This is a genomic window from Vibrio sp. CyArs1, assembly GCF_022432925.1.
Lineage (GTDB): Bacteria > Pseudomonadota > Gammaproteobacteria > Enterobacterales > Vibrionaceae > Vibrio > Vibrio mediterranei.
The window spans coordinates 843,354-860,196 of record NZ_JAKRBO010000001.1; the positions used below are offsets into that span (position 1 = coordinate 843,354).

Consider the following 16,843-nt stretch of genomic DNA (forward strand, 5'->3'; position numbering starts at 1 on the left):
GCTTATTAAAGCTCACGCTATCCCTCTGTTGTAGAAAGTGTCAGTGGTCATGTCCAAGAAAAACAAAACATCTAGCAAACTCTCCATACGCCGTGTTGTAGCGTTACTGTTTACTCTCGCTATCACAGCTACAGCCTTAATTTCGGCTACCGTCATTTATTCACTGACTAAAGAACGCGAAGTCAACCATGCCTTAGCGAACTATCAGTTGATTTCGTCATTGGTCTCACAGCGATTGGAACAGATCGATCAAGTCGGAGAGCAGTCTGCGGTTCAACTGGGATACCTATTGAGTACCCAGTTAAGCGAAAAGAGTCCTTCGGAACTAATTGAGCTGTTTGGAGCCACATTTCTCGGTAACCCATTTATCCATAGCATTTATATCGGATTTGATAATGATGACTTTCTTCAACTCATCAACCTGAAACCTAAATACATCTCCGATAAATTGAACCTACTTGAAGGCGAATCTTGGATGGTTATCGAACATTCCAATGATATCGACGAAAAGCGGGTCAAGCGCACACGATTCTACTTCGATAATTTTGAACTCAGTAGAGAGCAAGAAGAAGTCAGTATTTTTTACCCAACACAAAGGGGATGGTACACACGTGCCTCTGAAGAAGAGGTCTATAAAACCACACCTTATCTCTTTCACAACCTACGAGTCACTGGCCAGACATTTTCTCGTAAGATACCGAGCCTCAACGCTGTCATTGGCGTCGATATTGCTCTCGCTTCACTAAATGAACACTTTGAAGATAGCTTGTCTGATAATGTCGCGCTGGAGGGAGCAGATGCTTACATAACGGATGGTGAGGGTCGGATTATTGGCACCAATACTATATTAGACACGGCAAATAGCCTGCCCTTCATCGATAAAATGCCACTAACAAATACACAGCTTGATCTTGTTATCAACTCACCGGTGCTCAAAGTATCAAATCAATTAGATTGGGAGCCTATCGATTTTACTGTGGTTGGCAATCCGGACGGACTTGCCATCGACTTATTCACGCTAATCTCTGATGCCACCGGACTACAGTTTGAGTACATTAATGGTCGAAGTTGGCAGGAACTCGTTAACGACTTTCGTCTGGGCAAAATTGATATTCTGCAATCTATTGCTAGTGATAGTAATGTCTCTGACCACAGTATCGAAAGTGACATCCTATATTCTCTTGAGTACGCCATTGCTACGCATAAAAGCGCACCACATATAGCATCGTGGGATGACCTCAAAGGCAGAACAGTCGGCTTCCTTGGTGGTTGGTCTATTGTCGAGCAGTTGAGAAAAGATTACCCAAGTATTACCGTTTATGCCTACGATACTTATGATGAAGCGTTCGAAGATGTACAGACCCAGAAAATTGTAGGTATTGTTGATGTTGCACCTGTAATCAAAAGTAAAGTCGAAAAACTAATTAACTATGACTTGAAGACTCAGTCGTTAAAAAAACATCCAGCTTTTCCAACTGACTTCGTTTTTATTGCTAATGAGCAGCTTAAGCCGTACATAGAACTGATTAATCAAGCGCTAACCTATCTTGATCAGGAGAAAGTGCGTACCGTGTTAGCAGACAAATGGCTGAATAGCGACCAACACCACACTAGCCATATTCCTTCAAATCGGCTGCTATCTATGCTGGAAGATCCAAGTTTCCATGAAAAGATCTCCTCTGTCGATATGAAGGGACAAAAGCACTTTGTTTATATCACTGAAGTTAACGACACACCCCAAGAATATTTCGTACTCACCATACCGGAAAAGAAACTTCTAGGTAGTGCCTATCAGTACATTATCAATAGCTCTCTCTGGACCTTAGCTGCACTCGTTATCATGATTCCTCTTGTGTGGCGTATCAGCACTCCGATGTCCAGTCCGATTAAGAAATTACTCCTGCAAACCAAGCGAATTAAACACCGCCAATATAATAAAGTGAAGGCGTTCAACAGTTCTGTGCGGGAGGTGAATGAGTTATCTCATGCTATCTATGATATGTCGCAGTCTTTAGATGCATTTCAGCGCTCGCAGGATGCATTTATTGAGGCAATCATTCAGCTTATCGCGCGTGCCGTCGATGAGAAATCGCCTTACACAGGCGCACACTGTTTACGAGTCCCCGAGCTTGCGTTCCTCCTTAGCGACGCTGCAGAGCAATCGAACGACGGCATCTTTGAATCATTTGAGTTTGAAAACGAAGCCAAACGCAGAGAATTTCGCATTGCTGCTTGGTTGCACGATTGCGGAAAAATCACCACACCAGAGTATGTGGTCGATAAAGGAACCAAATTGGAAACTAACTATAACCGAATTCATGAAATTCGAACTCGATTTGAAGTGTTATGGCGCGATGCTGAAATTACAGCGCTAAACATTCAGTTAGAGCAGCCAAACTTGGCCACTGATGCGAAACAAAACCTAAAGCAACGTCAAGAAGAACTCCTAGAGCAGTTTAGCTTCATTGCACAATTAAATGTTGGAAACGAGTTTATTAATGAGCAAGACAAAGTTCGCATTGTCGAAATAGGCAAACAAACCTGGACCAGCCACTTTGACCGTTACCTTGGTTTGTCACCGTTAGAAGAACAACGTCTATCTGCAGAAACGAGGTCGCCTGCTTGCGAGCCACTACTTAGCGATAGACCAGAGCATATCATCACTCGCTCTGCAGACTACGAGTTAGATGAAAAGCTAGGCATCAATATGAACGTTCCTGAACACCTATATAATCTTGGCGAGATTTATAATCTCTCCATTTCAAGAGGAACATTGACGCAAGAAGAGCGCTTTAAAATTAACGAACATATGATTGCTGGTATCAAGATGCTGAGCAGTATCCCTTTTCCTGAAGATCTCAAAAACGTGGAACGAATCGCTACTACTCACCATGAAACAATGAGAGGAGATGGCTACCCTAGACGTTTAACCGGAGACAAGTTGTCAATCCCAGAGCGTATCTTAGCCGTTGCGGATATTTTTGAGGCACTTACAGCTGCAGATAGACCTTACAAGAAAGCTAAAACCATCAGTGAGTCTTTGGATATTTTACATAAGATGGCTCTGGAAGAGCACGTTGACATGGAAGTATTCCAATTATTCATTAAGAGTCGCGTATACATGACGTACTCGAAGCGATTCCTGGCCCCTACGCAGATTGATGAGGTGGATGAAAGTAAGTATCTCAGTTAAGAAACTTAACTGAGAACCCAAGAAAAAACCGCCAAATACTGGCGGTTTTTCGTATGCAATTGCAAGAACTTTCTAAGGTGCTGTATCTATTTCTATCGGTTGGTAATGTTTCGATTCTAAGTGCAACCATTCTGGGATAACGGTACCCATTGAAATTGATGACCAAGTGCCGGAGAAAATACCAATAAACATTGCCGTAGCGAAGCCTTGCAATGCATCACCGCCCAATAACCAAAGTGCAGCAACGGTAATCAGAGTAGTACCAGAAGTCACCATTGTTCTCGCAAACGTCGCTATCACTGCTTGGTCACTTACATCAGCAGTTTGCTCATTTGGACGCAACTTTAGGATTTCACGAATACGGTCGGCAATAATAATCGAGTCATTGAGCGAGTAGCCCAAGATGGCTAAGATCGCAGCGAAAACCGTGAGGTTAAACTCCATCTGAGTCAACGCAAAAAAGCCCAACACTAAAATGACATCATGCAGAAGTGCCGCTAATGCGCCACTAGCCAAACGCCATTCGAATCGGAAGCTCAAGTAGCCTAAGATACAAAGCAAACAAACTAACAGCGCCAAACCGCCTTGGTCATAAAGGTCTTGACCAACCTGAGCACCAACAATACTGTCACTGACAATGGTAGAACCTGGATATGCCTTCAGCAGCGTTTCTTTGAACTCATTGTGTTTCGCTGCACCTTGGTCTGCAGCATAACGAATAGTCCAGCGCCCTTCTTCTCCTGACTGGGTAACTGTAATGCCATCGCCTAAAACGGGTTCTAGTGTCTGTTTCAGTTCATTTTGGCTGGTATTTGATGCCAGTTGCACCTCTGATACAACGCCACCGGTAAAATCCAAACCGAAGTTCAATCCTCTCATTCCAACGGCGATGATCGAAATCACGACCAAAGCAATGGAAAGCACATTAGTAAAATATCGAATGGAACGAATATTAGTTTTAAAGAAGTTTTTCATGATTAAACCCTCACCTCACGACGAGTGTCTCGTCCCCACTTCAAATTAATAATTGCACGCGATGCGAAAATGCCCGTGAACATGCTTGTTAGCAGACCAAGGCCTAGCGTTAATGCGAACCCTTGAATCGGACCATTACCAATGGCATATAGAATAACCGCCGTAATCATGGTGGTGATATTTGCATCCATAATGGTTGCCACTGCAGAGTTGAAACCCTGGTCTATTGCTTGAGCAAAGCTACGCCCTTCCGCCAATTTATCTCTGATACGTTCAAAAATAAGTACATTGGTATCTACCGCCATACCGACTGTAAGTACTAAACCAGCAATACCCGGAAGCGTTAAGATGGCACCTGGCACCAGTGCTATTAGACCTAATAAACAGCTCATATTCAGCACCAACGCCACATTGGCTACCCAACCTAATCGACGATACCAAAGCGCCATAAAGGTCAGAGTTAGTCCCATGCCTAATGCTAAAGCTGCAAAACCATTTTGGATATTTTCCGCACCGAGAGATGCGCCAATAGTACGCTCTTCAACAATGGTCACAGGCGCTGTCAAAGAGCCGGCACGAAGTAGCAGAGCTAGTTGCTGAGCTTCTTCCAGGTTACCCGAACCTGTAATACGGAACTGACTACCCAATTGGGATTGAATGGTTGCCACACTGATGACTTTTTCATTGCGCTGAGTTTCACCTCGTGCATCCACACCGTACTCGCGATAGACCGTCGCCATTGGCTTACCGATGTGCGTTGCAGAGAAATCGCTCATCATTTTGCCGCCAGCATGGTCGAGGGAAATATCAACCTCAGGGCGATGCATTTGGTCAAAACCTACGCGAGCATTAACAATGTGCTCACCCGTCAATACTGGCTTCTTCACCAAAGTAACCGGTTTGCCTTGTTCGTCTTTCACTTTAAGTGTAGACACCGGGTTTGATGACGTGCTGACTTCATGGAAAGCCAAACTCGCAGTAGCACCAATCACGCGTTTTGCCAATGATGGGTCTTGAACACCTGGAAGTTCGATACGAATACCTGATTCGCCTTGACGCTGAACCATTGCTTCCGTGATACCTAATTCTTCAATACGCTGGCGCATGATTTTTAGGTTTTGCTGCATGGTTAGATTTTGGAAATCTGCATAGTTCTGAGCTTTCATCTTAATAGATAGCTCATCCCCTTCTCCCTTCGCTTGCCATTCTGGGTAGTTAGCATTCACAAACTTACGAACAGCAATCTCACCTTCGCTGTCTTTTGAAGTAACACGAATGCCCGTATCAGTGTCAGGGCGTACTTGTACACCGAAGATACGTTCTTTACGCAAGTCTTGCTTAATCTCATCGACCACTGCATCACGCTGCTCAGAAACTGCTTGGTCTACGTCAACGTTCAATAAGAATTGAACGCCACCGCGTAAGTCCAAACCAAGTTTAATTGGAGTAAAGCCCATCGTTTGGAGCCATTCGGGTGCGACTGATGTGTAAGAGTAGGACATGCTGTCATCCTTACTCACCCACTCCCCAAGGGCATTTCGAGCCTTGGTTTGCTCCGCTTCATTGTCAAATACAAGTTGAGCGACATTGTTTTCCATGCTGACGGATTCTGGTTTGATGCCGTCGTCATGTAGTAAGGAATTGATTTTGAATACCGAGTTTAAATGCTCGTTGTGCTCGCTCACTTTCAGCTCAATAGCAGGCTTCTCGCCGTACCAAGACGGTAAAGCACTTAGAGTCAAGACCACACAGGTCACGACAAGAACGATATATTTCCAAGTAGAGTATTTGTTTAATACTGCTCTCGGTTGAGGCTTTTTACGCATAGTTTTCCCTCAGCGTTATGCTGAACTTTTAATACAGATAAAGATAAGCACACCTACTATTCTCCATGTATTACATTGGAGTAGAGGTGGATAGATTTACGGTTGAAAACGAACTATGCGTATTGGGTATTCAGGAAAACGTAGAGCGTGTTGCCATCTTTCCAACCACTGATACGGTGGTTGCTTTGGACATAATTAAGGAAGAAAGGGGTTATCAGCGCTTCATTAACGGCAGCACTGCGCAACTCTTGTTGGCCAGTACAACTATAATCGAACACCACACTATAAGTAGGCGTTTCTAATTCATGGTTCTCATTGTTGTTGCCAGTCCAACGCCAGACGGTGAGTATCGCCTTAGCATCGTGGTCGCCAAATGACTTTGATTTCGGCTTTTGAGGAGTTGGGTTTTGTCTGGTTGTCTGGCCAAGTCTGGTTGAAACACCAAGTGAAGCTTGATCTTCCCATAGAGAAATACCAGAAGATGAGTTCTGTGGATTTGCCGATTCAGACGCAGCAACACCTAGCGGAGCGAAAAACGCAACAACCAGAGAAACGATAAACTGCAAATAGAACTTAGACAAAAAACTAGCCTCATGACACCAAGATCTGCATTATCTGCCTATGTTGCCTCAAAGACAAATAAAAAATACTAAATCGAATATTAGAAACCGTTTACTTCATGTTGAGGTAATAAATGTCGCAAACTATAGTCAAAGAGTAACGATAGAAAGGAATGACAATGGAACTGTCACAAAATGAAAAATTGACCTTAGTAAAGTACGCATTAAACGTACTCGATGGATGGGGTGCATCTAATTTACAGACAGAAGCCATTTTAGAAATTTCGCCTGAGCAGCATGCTCGCTTAAAAGTTACGCCTGCCACTGTCCCTATTGGTCCTTCAACACTTGAGCGAGTTCACTTAGTGGTTGAAATTGATGGCCTACTGCGTAACGCGTTCGAAAGCTCTCATTTCATCAACAACTTCATTAATGTCAGAAACAATGCCAAAAACTTAAACGGTTACGCGCCCATAGAGCATATCGAGAGAGGCGACCTCACCGCTCTTAAGCGCCTCAAACAGTATGCTAAAGAGATGGCCCGTAATGCAGAACGGGAACAGGACGACTATTAAACTATTGGTGGTAATATTCTTATCGCAGCAGATTAAAATAACTCTCCTGTCGCGACATTCAAATAAACTTTATTCTCCGATTCAATCCCACCACAGTAGGTAAAATAAACACTGTCTTGATGATTGATCGATTTTACCCAACCACTTAGTTCTTCAAAATCAGACAATCGACATCGCTTTTGCTTCACCAGTTTAGTGGAAGCATCAAAGAATTTTTCTTGATAGAGCATAAAGTCGTCACTGCCTTCGATGTAGTCCGTTAAGACATTTAACCAACGCTCGCCACTCAGGTTAACCTCTTTAGTCACTAGGTGCTTTGTATTTACCCACTGAGATATTTCTTCCGCCCCTTCTTCGAGTTGATAAATAGGCGCGATGCGTATCCACTCACCCTCTCTCTCAAGAACTTTCAACTTTTCACCATAGTACGCCACACCATCAGGTGCAGAGGCGAGATCGGGTTGAGTAAGGACGTTCTCGAATGATCTCGCCACAAAATAGTATTCTGGTAAAGGAGGCGGACTGGGTTGTTCAACAACAATGTCAGAAGGCGAATCATCGCTTGTATTCTGTAAATCAGGATGTGTTCGAGGCACAATCGCTTCTGTCTCATCTTGATTGAAATAGCCCAGATAATAAGCAATACCAAGACCAGCTAATACTAGCGTTACGACCGCTAATACAATAACCACTACCTTTTTCACAACTGACCCATTTTATCTAATGCTTGTTATTCGTTATCGGCAACAAGGGCGAATAATTAACTCAGGATTCTAGCAGATAATCACACTTCGCTAAATTCGCGCTTTAAATCATCCAGCAATACATATAAATACATTCATTAAGTTAATGAATGTGCTAGTATTTCTGCAATGTTTACTTCGTCTGTATTTACTGCAACAGAACGACTATATTTCAATCAATAGAGCACCGAGCGCTGGTTTGCGCTCCCCATTACTTAATGTAATGTAGAGCAACTAAGCTGGTCGATTAGGGTATACCTAAGTCAGTGATTAAACTCGATTTCAAGATCAAATCGACTAGTATAGGTTTAGCACTATTGTGTAAGGGTTAGTTATTAATGCGCTTAAAGTTGTTATTAGGACTACTGATTTCTCAGTTTGTATTTGGCATTACTATCGTCAGTGCCAATACTAACGCAGGGAACAGTATAGAGGATGGTAAAACATTCACTATAGGGGTACTCAGTAGCAAAGCCCGAAAGCATATTGGTTTCTCTGCGCCACTTGCCAGGTACCTGGCTGACAATCTTCGTCAATATGGGTATACGAAAGCCGAGGTCAAGGTAACCAAATCGGCATTAGAGCTCGGACAATGGTTGGATTCTGGAGAAATAGATCTAGTATCTGAAACTCTGTTTGCTGCACTCGCTTTACAAAGCGAACATAATGGTGAAATTATTCTTCGACGTTGGAAAAAAGGTGAATTTGAATACCACACCGTGTTTTTTGCCCGCAAGGACAGCGATATCAATTCATTGTCCGATCTAACCGGGAAAACTATTGCTTTAGAAGACCAAAGCTCGACCTCCGGGTTTTACTTGCCGATGAAAACACTGAGTGAACATCATCTAGCCCCAACACGTTTCGCGAGCTCCTTTACTCCAGTTCTAAAAGATAAAGTTGGTGTCGTACTGACAGGAGACGTTCTTCGTAAAGCAGATGAAATCTCGTTATCGACCTGGGTCTATCGTTCTCAAGTAGATGCGGCCGCTTTCTCTAACGCTAATTGGGACGATTTGGGAGATATGCCTCAACATATAAAGTCGACCATGAAAATTTTCTATCGTACAGAAAGTGTTCCTCGTAGTGTCATGGTTATCAGAAACGACCTACCAACAGAGGTAAAACAGACCGTTAAAGATACATTGCTCAACGCAGACTCGGATCCGACGGGCGCTGCTGCACTTGCAAAGTTTCAGAAAACGGCAAAGTTTGATGAGATACCTTCATCCCAGCTCACATTATTTCCACAATACAACGCCGCTCGTCTTCAAGTCGAAGAAGCATGGTTCAACTGATTTAGGGTAATTGAATGAAGTTGAGACTACGACTACAAGGACAATACATGCTAGTGACATTTGCACTAGCCGTTGTCATGACGTTGACCAGCGCAGGTATTCATATATGGCTTTCCTCCGCGCAATCGAGCCGACTGCTAAACGAGTTAACCGTTCAAAACAGCAAGACCTTTCGAGCCGAGTTGAGTAAACGCGCTGATCAAATGTCAAGCTATCTGTCAGATGCGATGTTTGATCCTCTTTATATGTATAACCAGGAAGAGGCCAGCTACCTCATTAAGCCAATCACTCAACTAGGTGAAGTTAAACGTCTGGTCATCTTCGATAAACAGGGGCGAATATTTCATGATGGGGATGAATCACTGGAAAATATCGGTAAGCCTTTCCCTTACCCCAACCAGATTAACAGCGTATTACGTTATGGCAGCTCAATTCAGTCTTTCGGACCTGATAGCCTAACTGTTTTCCGTCCAATCGCAGCAGCGGACCAAGTAATTGGCGGTGTTTTTATCGAGCTATCACTCGATAAGGTTCAAAAGGACATTGATTCAGTAACAACTCTAATAAAGGCCATCGATCGACGCTCTAAAGAAGAACTGTACATCGGCGTGGCACTAGCCGCCGTATTACTACTGACTATCTCGGCTATCATCGCAACCATTATTTCTCGCCGTTGGAGTAAACCTCTCATTAAGCTTACCGAGCAAACTGACGCCATAGGTCGAGGGGATTTTACTCGCGCGGAGAACATCACTGCGGTTGATAGACAGGATGAGATTGGGGATTTGAGTATTGCCGTACGTTCAATGGCAACCAAACTCGAGCAGCGCACGCAAAAGATCACTCACCTAGCCTATCACGATGCGTTAACAGAACTGCCTAACCGCACACGCTTTATACAGCATCTGCAGAGCACAATTAAGTCTTATCCAGCGACTTCATTTTCGGTGCTGTTTCTCGATTTAGATGAATTCAAGGTAGTCAATGACAATTACGGTCATGATAGTGGTGACTTTTTACTGATAAGGCTGGCTGAAAAACTCAGTTTATGTGCCCGTGACATTACCAATGACCATCCACTGACCATGATTTCTCGTATCGGTGGTGATGAGTTTTTAATGCTTATTCCGCACTTAAAAACAACAGAGGATGTAGACGCCGTAATCAAAAAGATCTTTGTCGCGGTGCGCTCCCCTATTTTGATGGAAAATGAAGAGCTCGTTGTTGGAGGCAGTATAGGTGTCGCCAGATATCCGTATAACGGTAAAACCTCTGAAGATTTAATCAAAAACGCAGACATTGCCATGTATCGAGCCAAAGCTGATGGCAAGAACACTCATAAGGTCTTTACCCCTAAGATGTTCAAGTCTGTCGTACATCGTGCCAATATTGAACGAGAATTACGACGTTCACTGTCTGATTTGCAACAATTCGAACTTTGGTTCCAGCCATTGGTTTGCATAAAGACTGGACGGATACTTGGTGCAGAGTCTCTAGTTCGTTGGAGACATCCAACCTTAGGTATCGTTCCTCCTGTTGACTTCATCTCTATTGCAGAAGAAACAGCGATGATATTGCCATTAGGGCAATGGTTAATTGAAAGACTTTGTATTCAGCTACAACAATGGGCGCCTTACTTTGCACCTGATTTCCATGCGTCTATCAATATCTCGTCGAAGCAACTTTACAGACAGAATTTGGTGGAAATGTTTGCGTTTTATATGGAGAAGTATCAAGTTCCAGCCAAAGCAATTCGAATCGAAATTACAGAGAGCTTATTACTTCAGGACGAAGATGAGGCAGAACGTACGCTAAAAGCGATCCGTGAGAGTGGCATTGAAGTATGGTTAGATGACTTTGGTACTGGCTACTCGTCTTTAAGTTACCTGCGTAAGTTTACCGTAGACGGAATTAAGATTGACCGTTCCTTTGTTAGAGACATTATCACTGACCCTAAGGATCAACAATTGGTACAGGCCATGGTCGCTATGGCCAAAAACCTCGACTTACTTGTTGTTGCCGAAGGAATTGAGAAAATCGAACAGGCCGAAAAACTGTCGCAGTACGGCTGCCAGATTGGACAAGGGTATTACTACGATAAGCCAATGCCTGTGGATGACTTTGTGAAAAGGCTCATCAATGCCAGCGAGTCTAACGTGGTTGAATTCAAAATCTAAAAAAGCCGCTCCAATGGAGCGGCAATACTCAACGACATGTTTTGTTATAGTTATGAGGAAACAAACTCTCTTCAAAATCTTGCAATGCCAATATCGTTTTCTTGAGATTAAGGCTATTTATTCAGTCTTAGGTCCACTTCTACCGCTAACGCCACTGACGCTCCCACCATAGGGTTGTTACCCATCCCGATGAAACCCATCATAGCCACGTGAGCTGGCACTGAAGAACTGCCTGCAAATTGGGCATCAGCATGCATTCTGCCCATTGTGTCTGTCATACCATAGCTCGCAGGACCCGCCGCAACATTGTCTGGATGTAGAGTACGACCAGTACCACCACCAGAAGCCACAGAGAAGTACGCTTTACCTTGGTTAAGTCTTTCTGATTTGTAAATACCCGCTACCGGATGTTGGAAACGCGTTGGGTTTGTCGAGTTACCTGTGATACTTACATCAACTTGAGCGGCATGCATGATGGCCACACCTTCACGGACATCATCCGCACCAAAGCACAAGATTTCTCCGCGCTCGCCTTTACTAAAGCGTTTACGGCTAACTTCATTGAGTTCACCAGTTGCGTAATCATACTGAGTACGGACGTAAGTAAAACCGTTGATGCGTGAGATGAGATAAGCGGCATCTTTACCTAGGCCGTTAAGGATAACTCTTAATGGAGATTTTCTAGATTTGTTTGCGTTCAGAGCAATTTTAATCGCCCCTTCTGCTGCTGCAAATGACTCATGACCAGCAAGGAATGCAAAGCATTGTGTTTCTTCATTAAGCAATCGAGCTGCTAACGCACCATGTCCTAAACCTACTTCTCGCTGCGCTGCTACACTGCCTGGTTTACAGAATGCTTGCAAACCCTCACCAATAGTTGAAGCCGCTTCCGCCGCTGTCGCTGTTTTACGATGAAGAGCTAAAGCAGTACCTAAAGTATAAGCATCACATGCATTATCAAAGGCGATTGGTTGCGTGTCTAATACCAATTGTTTTGGGTCAATACCCATTTCAAGACAGTAGTTGTAAGCCTCTTCAATTGAGAGGAAGTTCATTTCATTAAGTAGTGCTTGTTTAGTAATAGTCATAATAAATTCCTCAACTTAGTCTTGACGTGGATTAACGGTTTTAACAGCTTCATCAAAGCGGCCATAAGTGCCTTTCGCGCTAGCTAGTGCTTCGTCAGCGGCCGCACCACTATTGATTTGAGCCATCATTTTGCCAAGGTTAAGGTATTCATAACCGATGATTTCACCGTCTTCATCAAGCGCTAATTGGGTAACATAACCTTCAGCGACTTCCATATAGCGAGGACCCTTGATTCGGGTTGAGTAACTCGTTCCTACTTGACTGCGTTGAGTTTTACCTAGGTCTTCTAATGCAGCGCCAACTTCAAGACCGCCTTCGGAAAAAGCGGATTGAGTTCGACCATAAGCGAATTGAAGAAAAATCTCGCGCATTGCGACGTTAATTGCATCGCAAACCAAGTCAGTATTCATCGCTTCTAGAATGGTTTTTCCGGTAAGAATTTCGGATGCCATCGCCGCGGAATGGGTCATGCCTGAGCAACCAATTGTTTCAATAAGCACTTCTTCTACGATGCCATCTTTAACGTTAAGCGTTAACTTCGCCGCACCTTGTTGAGGAGCACAAGCACCAACGCCATGACTCAGGCCAGAGATTGCGATAACGTCTTTGGGATTGATCCAGCGGCCTTCGACAGGAATTGGCGCGGATGCATGAAGGTCGCCCCTTTGAATTGGGCACATAGATTGAATTTCGTGAGCGTATTGCATGTCGTTTTCCTCGATAAAGGAAAACAGGTGTAGAACGGAACTAATGATCTAACTACAGTTCGTCGATCCCAAAATAGGATCGTCCCAACAGATACACCTGTTTTCAGAAACTGTAGGAGTCATCAGCCGATTTGGCGGTTAAGTAGGTGGAACCCCATCACCTTGGTTGCAATTTTAGATCTAAATCACATTTTTGTGCAAGACCTCTGTCTAGAACCATTATTCATAAAAATATTTAGTTTTATATTCATAACGCAATAAGCATAATGATATCAACTATTACAAAGTCGATACATAATCGGCTCTAATATCAAGGTATAGTCGTGTCATTTTGGCGTTAATTATCTTGAAAAACACCGTTTATTTAGCCTGTTAGGCATTGCTGTCTCAAAGCAGTCTCTCTAGAATTTTGAGCTTTAATTAACCACCTTTATTAACAGAATGATCGTAATGCGATATCCCTTCGCAGTGTCAACGGAGAAAAGTAGTGTCAACATCGTATTCAAGTGAGCAAAACAACAGTTGGAAGTTCGTTTTGTTGCTTGCCATCATCGCAGTGGTATTTAGTGGGTTATTCGACCACGACGTCTGGACGCCCGACGAACCTCGTGTGGCTGCCATTATTCATAGCATGTACATCACAGATGACTTCATCATCCCTCAGTTTGCTGGCATTTCATTTGTAGAAAAGCCGCCTGTGTTCTTTATCATCTCAACCGTATTAATGCACGCAACGGGACTTGACGCCATCATGGCTGGGCGACTTGCTCTTTCCTTGTTGTGTCTGGGATCACTTGCCGCTACATATCGAATCGCTTACCTATTTAAAGGAGAGAATTTCGCATGGATGGCACTGGCTGTACTTGGGACACTTGAAGGTTTTATCCTCAACTTTCATTGGTTGCGAGTTGATGCTGCATTAATGTTTACTACAATCGCTGCAACTTGGGCCTTTAGTGAAGCCTACCTACGCCAAAAGTTAGGCTATTTAATTGTGGCAGGTGCATTTACTGGGCTGGCCTTCTTAAGTAAAGGGCCAGTCGCCATCGTGCTTTGTATAGGTCTAGCATGGGTACCGTTAGTATTACGAGCTTTAACCCTAAGAAAACAGTTTCCTGAACAAGCGACCTCAACCAGCCAGTTTGTACTGATGCATGTGTTTGGTATCAGTGTGATGTGTTTAGTCGCCGCGAGTTGGATTTATCCTTTCTACAAGACGGCTTCTCCAGAGCTTTGGAAAGCATGGTTTTGGGATAATCAGGTAGGCCGACTGACAGGCTCTGCAACAAATACTCTCGGCCACAATAACGCGGGAAAACCTTTCTATTATGTCAAAGGCATACTGGAATACAGTGCGCCATGGACACCACTATTATTACTGTGGCTAGGCAACTTTATCTATAAGCTACGCCAACCAAAACAGCTCTCTTGGACAGATGGCTTCTTCGCTTTTTGGTTCGCTATCGCTATCTTTGTCCTGTCTTATTCAGTGACAAAGCGTTCTATGTACTTAGCGCCGCTAATGCCGCTGTTTGCTCTTATTATTGCAGATGCGTTAATAAGCTTCTCTGGCAAATGGTTTAACTGGTACCGCAAAGGCTGGCTTGCGCTAATGTCATTAGTTCTGATTGCATTTGCTGTTGTGCCTTTATGGTCAGGATTTTTGCCAACAAGAAAAATTCCACCAGCACTAATGGAATGGTTGAGTACGTGGCACTTGGTAGCATTGTTACCTATCGCCGCTATCGTTTTGATGGTGCTCGTAGAACGTAAGCCATGGCCGCAATGGAGCAAGATGGCAATCATCACTGCCCTATTCTTCTCAAGTGCCTTTAACTACTTGTTCCCAGCGATTGATATTGCAAAAGACATGAAGCCGGACTTAAAAGCTTTTGTTGAGCAAGTGCCAGTAGAAAAAAGAGACCGTATTGCAAGCGTGCGTTTCTCAGAAACTATGACGTCGATATTCTTCCTCTACCATGACTGGGCAGTTCCACAAGTCAGTGTTGAGCGTGCACAGGCCATTTTAGATGGAGTGGACCCTGACTACGATTACCTGTTACTCGATAGAAGTAACTCAACAACTGACATAATCAAGTTCACGCCATTCCGTGAGGATACACAATATAAGATCCTCGCAAAAGGAACGCCTCGAAGTGACAAAGAAAAGGATGCGGTTTTTTGGCTTTCTGGACAATAACCGAAACTAAATTGTCATAAAACATTTCAGCCCTCTAGAAATAGAGGGCTTTTTCTATCTAAGACTTGTTGCACAGATCACAATAACGTCAACCTACATCGCTGATTCTACGCAGTCGTTAATATTTAGTTGCAAACCACCCTCACGCATCTAACTGAAAATAAAGTTATTATCTTAGTGAGCTAAGGCAACAATATTCCTTCCTAATGACCTCTTTGGTTCTATATAGTCTTTGCATTTGATTGGAGTTATTGAAGCCTTTATCATTTTTCAAATACGGTTGATATACCACACGACATATTTTAAAGTCTACCTCTTGGCAGTCTGGCTAACTGTCATAAAAGTCAGATAGACTCAAAACCAAATAAATAAAAACAACGTCACAGGCACATAAACATGTTCGAACAAAAGACATTTCAGTTAATGAAGAACACTCTTGAAGGCAAGGTGAAGAATATCGATGTCATCCCACGATGCAGCAAAGAGTCACTAATTGAGGCCATTCATAGCGCATCAACTGTTAATGACTTAATCGGAATCAATAAAGCGATTCTGCGCCTCATTAGTAAGGCTTAGCTGGTGCTTTGGGACGGGTAGTTGACCTGTCCCTTTTTAATTAGCGTTTAATTGATGAATGCGGACCTGGTAATTTCAATTTAGGTTGAAATTCACCTTTCGCTCCCATGTCCACAATGGTGTATTCGTTGTAACGCTCGGTGCAGTCATAGCGACTCTGGCTTAGTTTATGAGCGTTAATCATCAGCTCTTCTAACTCAAGATTATATTGATGAAACTCTTCTTCGGTTAATGTCAGCTTTGCGCTAATCAAGTAAACACTATTATCGTCAGGATCTATCTCCTGGACTTCGGCCTTTAGAGCATCAATCACTTGGTTTTTAAAGAAATTTGAGAACTGGCTATGCTTTCCAAATGCAATGTGCCGTGGTACCGACAGCTTAAACTCCAATCCCTCAGAGAGTGCAATCAACCCAACATTTTCCAAATCACGTAAATAAAGGTACATAGATTGTTTATCTAAGTCATAACGCTGCATGAGGTCGTCTGCACTAAGGTACTCATCAATAATGCCAGCTATTAGTGTATAAAGCTCCGGTGATTGACAAAACGCGCTATCTTGTTGTTCTGTATAGGTTGGCACTTCACTGACAGCGTTTTCTGCATTCAAAACAATGGTCGATAACGGTGTTTGGATCAGACCTGCAATGTCATTCATCCGACTGATGGAAAGCGGCTGATGTAAGTTGAGCATCCGTTTTACACTGACTTCCGACACCTGAAGTGCTTTAGCAACATCCAAGTAAGACATTTTTGAGTTTTTCAGCGCTCTTTTTAACTCTTCGCAAATCTGTTTAGCGATGGCATCCATTGTACAAATGTTCCAAGTTTCTTATCGTGCCACCCAAAGTATCACATTAAGACCTAATTTTGTTTCCAATTGAGGAAACGAATCAATATGCGACCATAAAAACTCAACCACAC

General features: G+C 43.3%; 13 protein-coding genes and 1 riboswitch. Of the genes, 6 read left to right on the forward strand and 7 right to left on the reverse strand.

From position 1 onward, the window contains the following. The first annotated feature begins 49 nt into the window (after positions 1–49). On the forward strand, positions 50–3,193 hold the full coding sequence (locus MMA19_RS03910; protein ID WP_240205553.1) for an HD domain-containing phosphohydrolase: 3,144 nt from the start codon (positions 50–52) through the stop codon (positions 3,191–3,193). A gap of 72 nt (positions 3,194–3,265) precedes the next feature. Here MMA19_RS03910 and secF read toward each other — a convergent pair whose 3' ends face one another. From secF to MMA19_RS03925, 3 genes are all read right to left on the reverse strand, one after another. Beyond that, positions 3,266–4,168, reverse strand: a complete 903-nt coding sequence (gene secF / locus MMA19_RS03915) for a protein translocase subunit SecF (protein ID WP_006069393.1) — start codon at positions 4,166–4,168, stop codon at positions 3,266–3,268. Between the two features lie 2 nt (positions 4,169–4,170). Next, a complete protein-coding gene (secD, locus tag MMA19_RS03920) occupies positions 4,171–5,994 on the reverse strand; it encodes a protein translocase subunit SecD (protein WP_006069392.1) in 1,824 nt (607 codons plus the stop codon). Between the two features lie 113 nt (positions 5,995–6,107). Then, complete coding sequence (locus tag MMA19_RS03925) at positions 6,108–6,575, reverse strand: hypothetical protein (protein WP_006069391.1); 468 nt, start codon at positions 6,573–6,575, stop codon at positions 6,108–6,110. A 158-nt stretch (positions 6,576–6,733) separates the two neighbouring features. Between MMA19_RS03925 and MMA19_RS03930 the strand changes: the two genes are divergently transcribed. Then, a complete protein-coding gene (locus tag MMA19_RS03930) occupies positions 6,734–7,129 on the forward strand; it encodes a hypothetical protein (protein WP_006069390.1) in 396 nt (131 codons plus the stop codon). A gap of 32 nt (positions 7,130–7,161) precedes the next feature. On the opposite strand, the gene MMA19_RS03935 is transcribed toward MMA19_RS03930, so the two are convergent. Continuing rightward, positions 7,162–7,833, reverse strand: a complete 672-nt coding sequence (locus MMA19_RS03935) for an SH3 domain-containing protein (protein ID WP_240205554.1) — start codon at positions 7,831–7,833, stop codon at positions 7,162–7,164. 377 nt (positions 7,834–8,210) lie between these two features. Here MMA19_RS03935 and MMA19_RS03940 point away from each other — a divergent pair, with 377 nt between their 5' ends. Continuing rightward, complete coding sequence (locus MMA19_RS03940) at positions 8,211–9,170, forward strand: phosphate/phosphite/phosphonate ABC transporter substrate-binding protein (protein ID WP_240205555.1); 960 nt, start codon at positions 8,211–8,213, stop codon at positions 9,168–9,170. A gap of 14 nt (positions 9,171–9,184) precedes the next feature. Next, positions 9,185–11,347, forward strand: coding sequence for an EAL domain-containing protein (locus tag MMA19_RS03945; protein ID WP_240205556.1), 2,163 nt, complete (start codon positions 9,185–9,187; stop codon positions 11,345–11,347). Between the two features lie 113 nt (positions 11,348–11,460). On the opposite strand, the gene MMA19_RS03950 is transcribed toward MMA19_RS03945, so the two are convergent. Beyond that, on the reverse strand, positions 11,461–12,435 hold the full coding sequence (locus MMA19_RS03950; RefSeq protein ID WP_124941322.1) for a GGGtGRT protein: 975 nt from the start codon (positions 12,433–12,435) through the stop codon (positions 11,461–11,463). A 15-nt stretch (positions 12,436–12,450) separates the two neighbouring features. Then, positions 12,451–13,143: an iron-sulfur cluster assembly scaffold protein gene (locus MMA19_RS03955; protein ID WP_240205557.1), complete on the reverse strand. Its 693-nt coding sequence runs from the start codon at positions 13,141–13,143 to the stop codon at positions 12,451–12,453. A gap of 106 nt (positions 13,144–13,249) precedes the next feature. Continuing rightward, a riboswitch (Fluoride riboswitch) is annotated at positions 13,250–13,314 on the reverse strand. A 316-nt stretch (positions 13,315–13,630) separates the two neighbouring features. Here MMA19_RS03955 and MMA19_RS03960 point away from each other — a divergent pair. Both MMA19_RS03960 and MMA19_RS03965 read left to right on the forward strand, forming a co-directional pair. Further along, positions 13,631–15,343 (forward strand): glycosyltransferase family 39 protein, encoded by a 1,713-nt coding sequence (locus tag MMA19_RS03960; protein ID WP_240205558.1) that lies wholly within the window; start codon positions 13,631–13,633, stop codon positions 15,341–15,343. A gap of 396 nt (positions 15,344–15,739) precedes the next feature. Then, a complete protein-coding gene (locus MMA19_RS03965) occupies positions 15,740–15,919 on the forward strand; it encodes a hypothetical protein (protein ID WP_006069383.1) in 180 nt (59 codons plus the stop codon). Positions 15,920–15,959: 40 nt separating this feature from the next. On the opposite strand, the gene MMA19_RS03970 is transcribed toward MMA19_RS03965, so the two are convergent. Continuing rightward, entirely contained in the window at positions 15,960–16,730 is a 771-nt protein-coding gene (locus MMA19_RS03970) for an XRE family transcriptional regulator (RefSeq protein WP_240205559.1), read from the reverse strand. Between the last annotated feature and the right edge of the window lie 113 nt (positions 16,731–16,843).

Bases quoted from the DNA above. Each gene is read 5' to 3' on its own strand.
- MMA19_RS03945 (WP_240205556.1), top strand. From the start codon at position 9,185: ATGAAGTTGAGACTACGACTACAAGGACAATACATGCTAGTGACATTT.
- MMA19_RS03930 (WP_006069390.1), top strand. From the start codon at position 6,734: ATGGAACTGTCACAAAATGAAAAATTGACCTTAGTAAAGTACGCATTA.
- MMA19_RS03965 (WP_006069383.1), top strand. From the start codon at position 15,740: ATGTTCGAACAAAAGACATTTCAGTTAATGAAGAACACTCTTGAAGGC.
- MMA19_RS03910 (WP_240205553.1), top strand. From the start codon at position 50: ATGTCCAAGAAAAACAAAACATCTAGCAAACTCTCCATACGCCGTGTT.
- MMA19_RS03970 (WP_240205559.1), bottom strand. From the start codon at position 16,730: ATGGATGCCATCGCTAAACAGATTTGCGAAGAGTTAAAAAGAGCGCTG.
- MMA19_RS03940 (WP_240205555.1), top strand. From the start codon at position 8,211: ATGCGCTTAAAGTTGTTATTAGGACTACTGATTTCTCAGTTTGTATTT.
- secD (WP_006069392.1), bottom strand. From the start codon at position 5,994: ATGCGTAAAAAGCCTCAACCGAGAGCAGTATTAAACAAATACTCTACT.
- MMA19_RS03955 (WP_240205557.1), bottom strand. From the start codon at position 13,143: ATGCAATACGCTCACGAAATTCAATCTATGTGCCCAATTCAAAGGGGC.
- MMA19_RS03950 (WP_124941322.1), bottom strand. From the start codon at position 12,435: ATGACTATTACTAAACAAGCACTACTTAATGAAATGAACTTCCTCTCA.
- secF (WP_006069393.1), bottom strand. From the start codon at position 4,168: ATGAAAAACTTCTTTAAAACTAATATTCGTTCCATTCGATATTTTACT.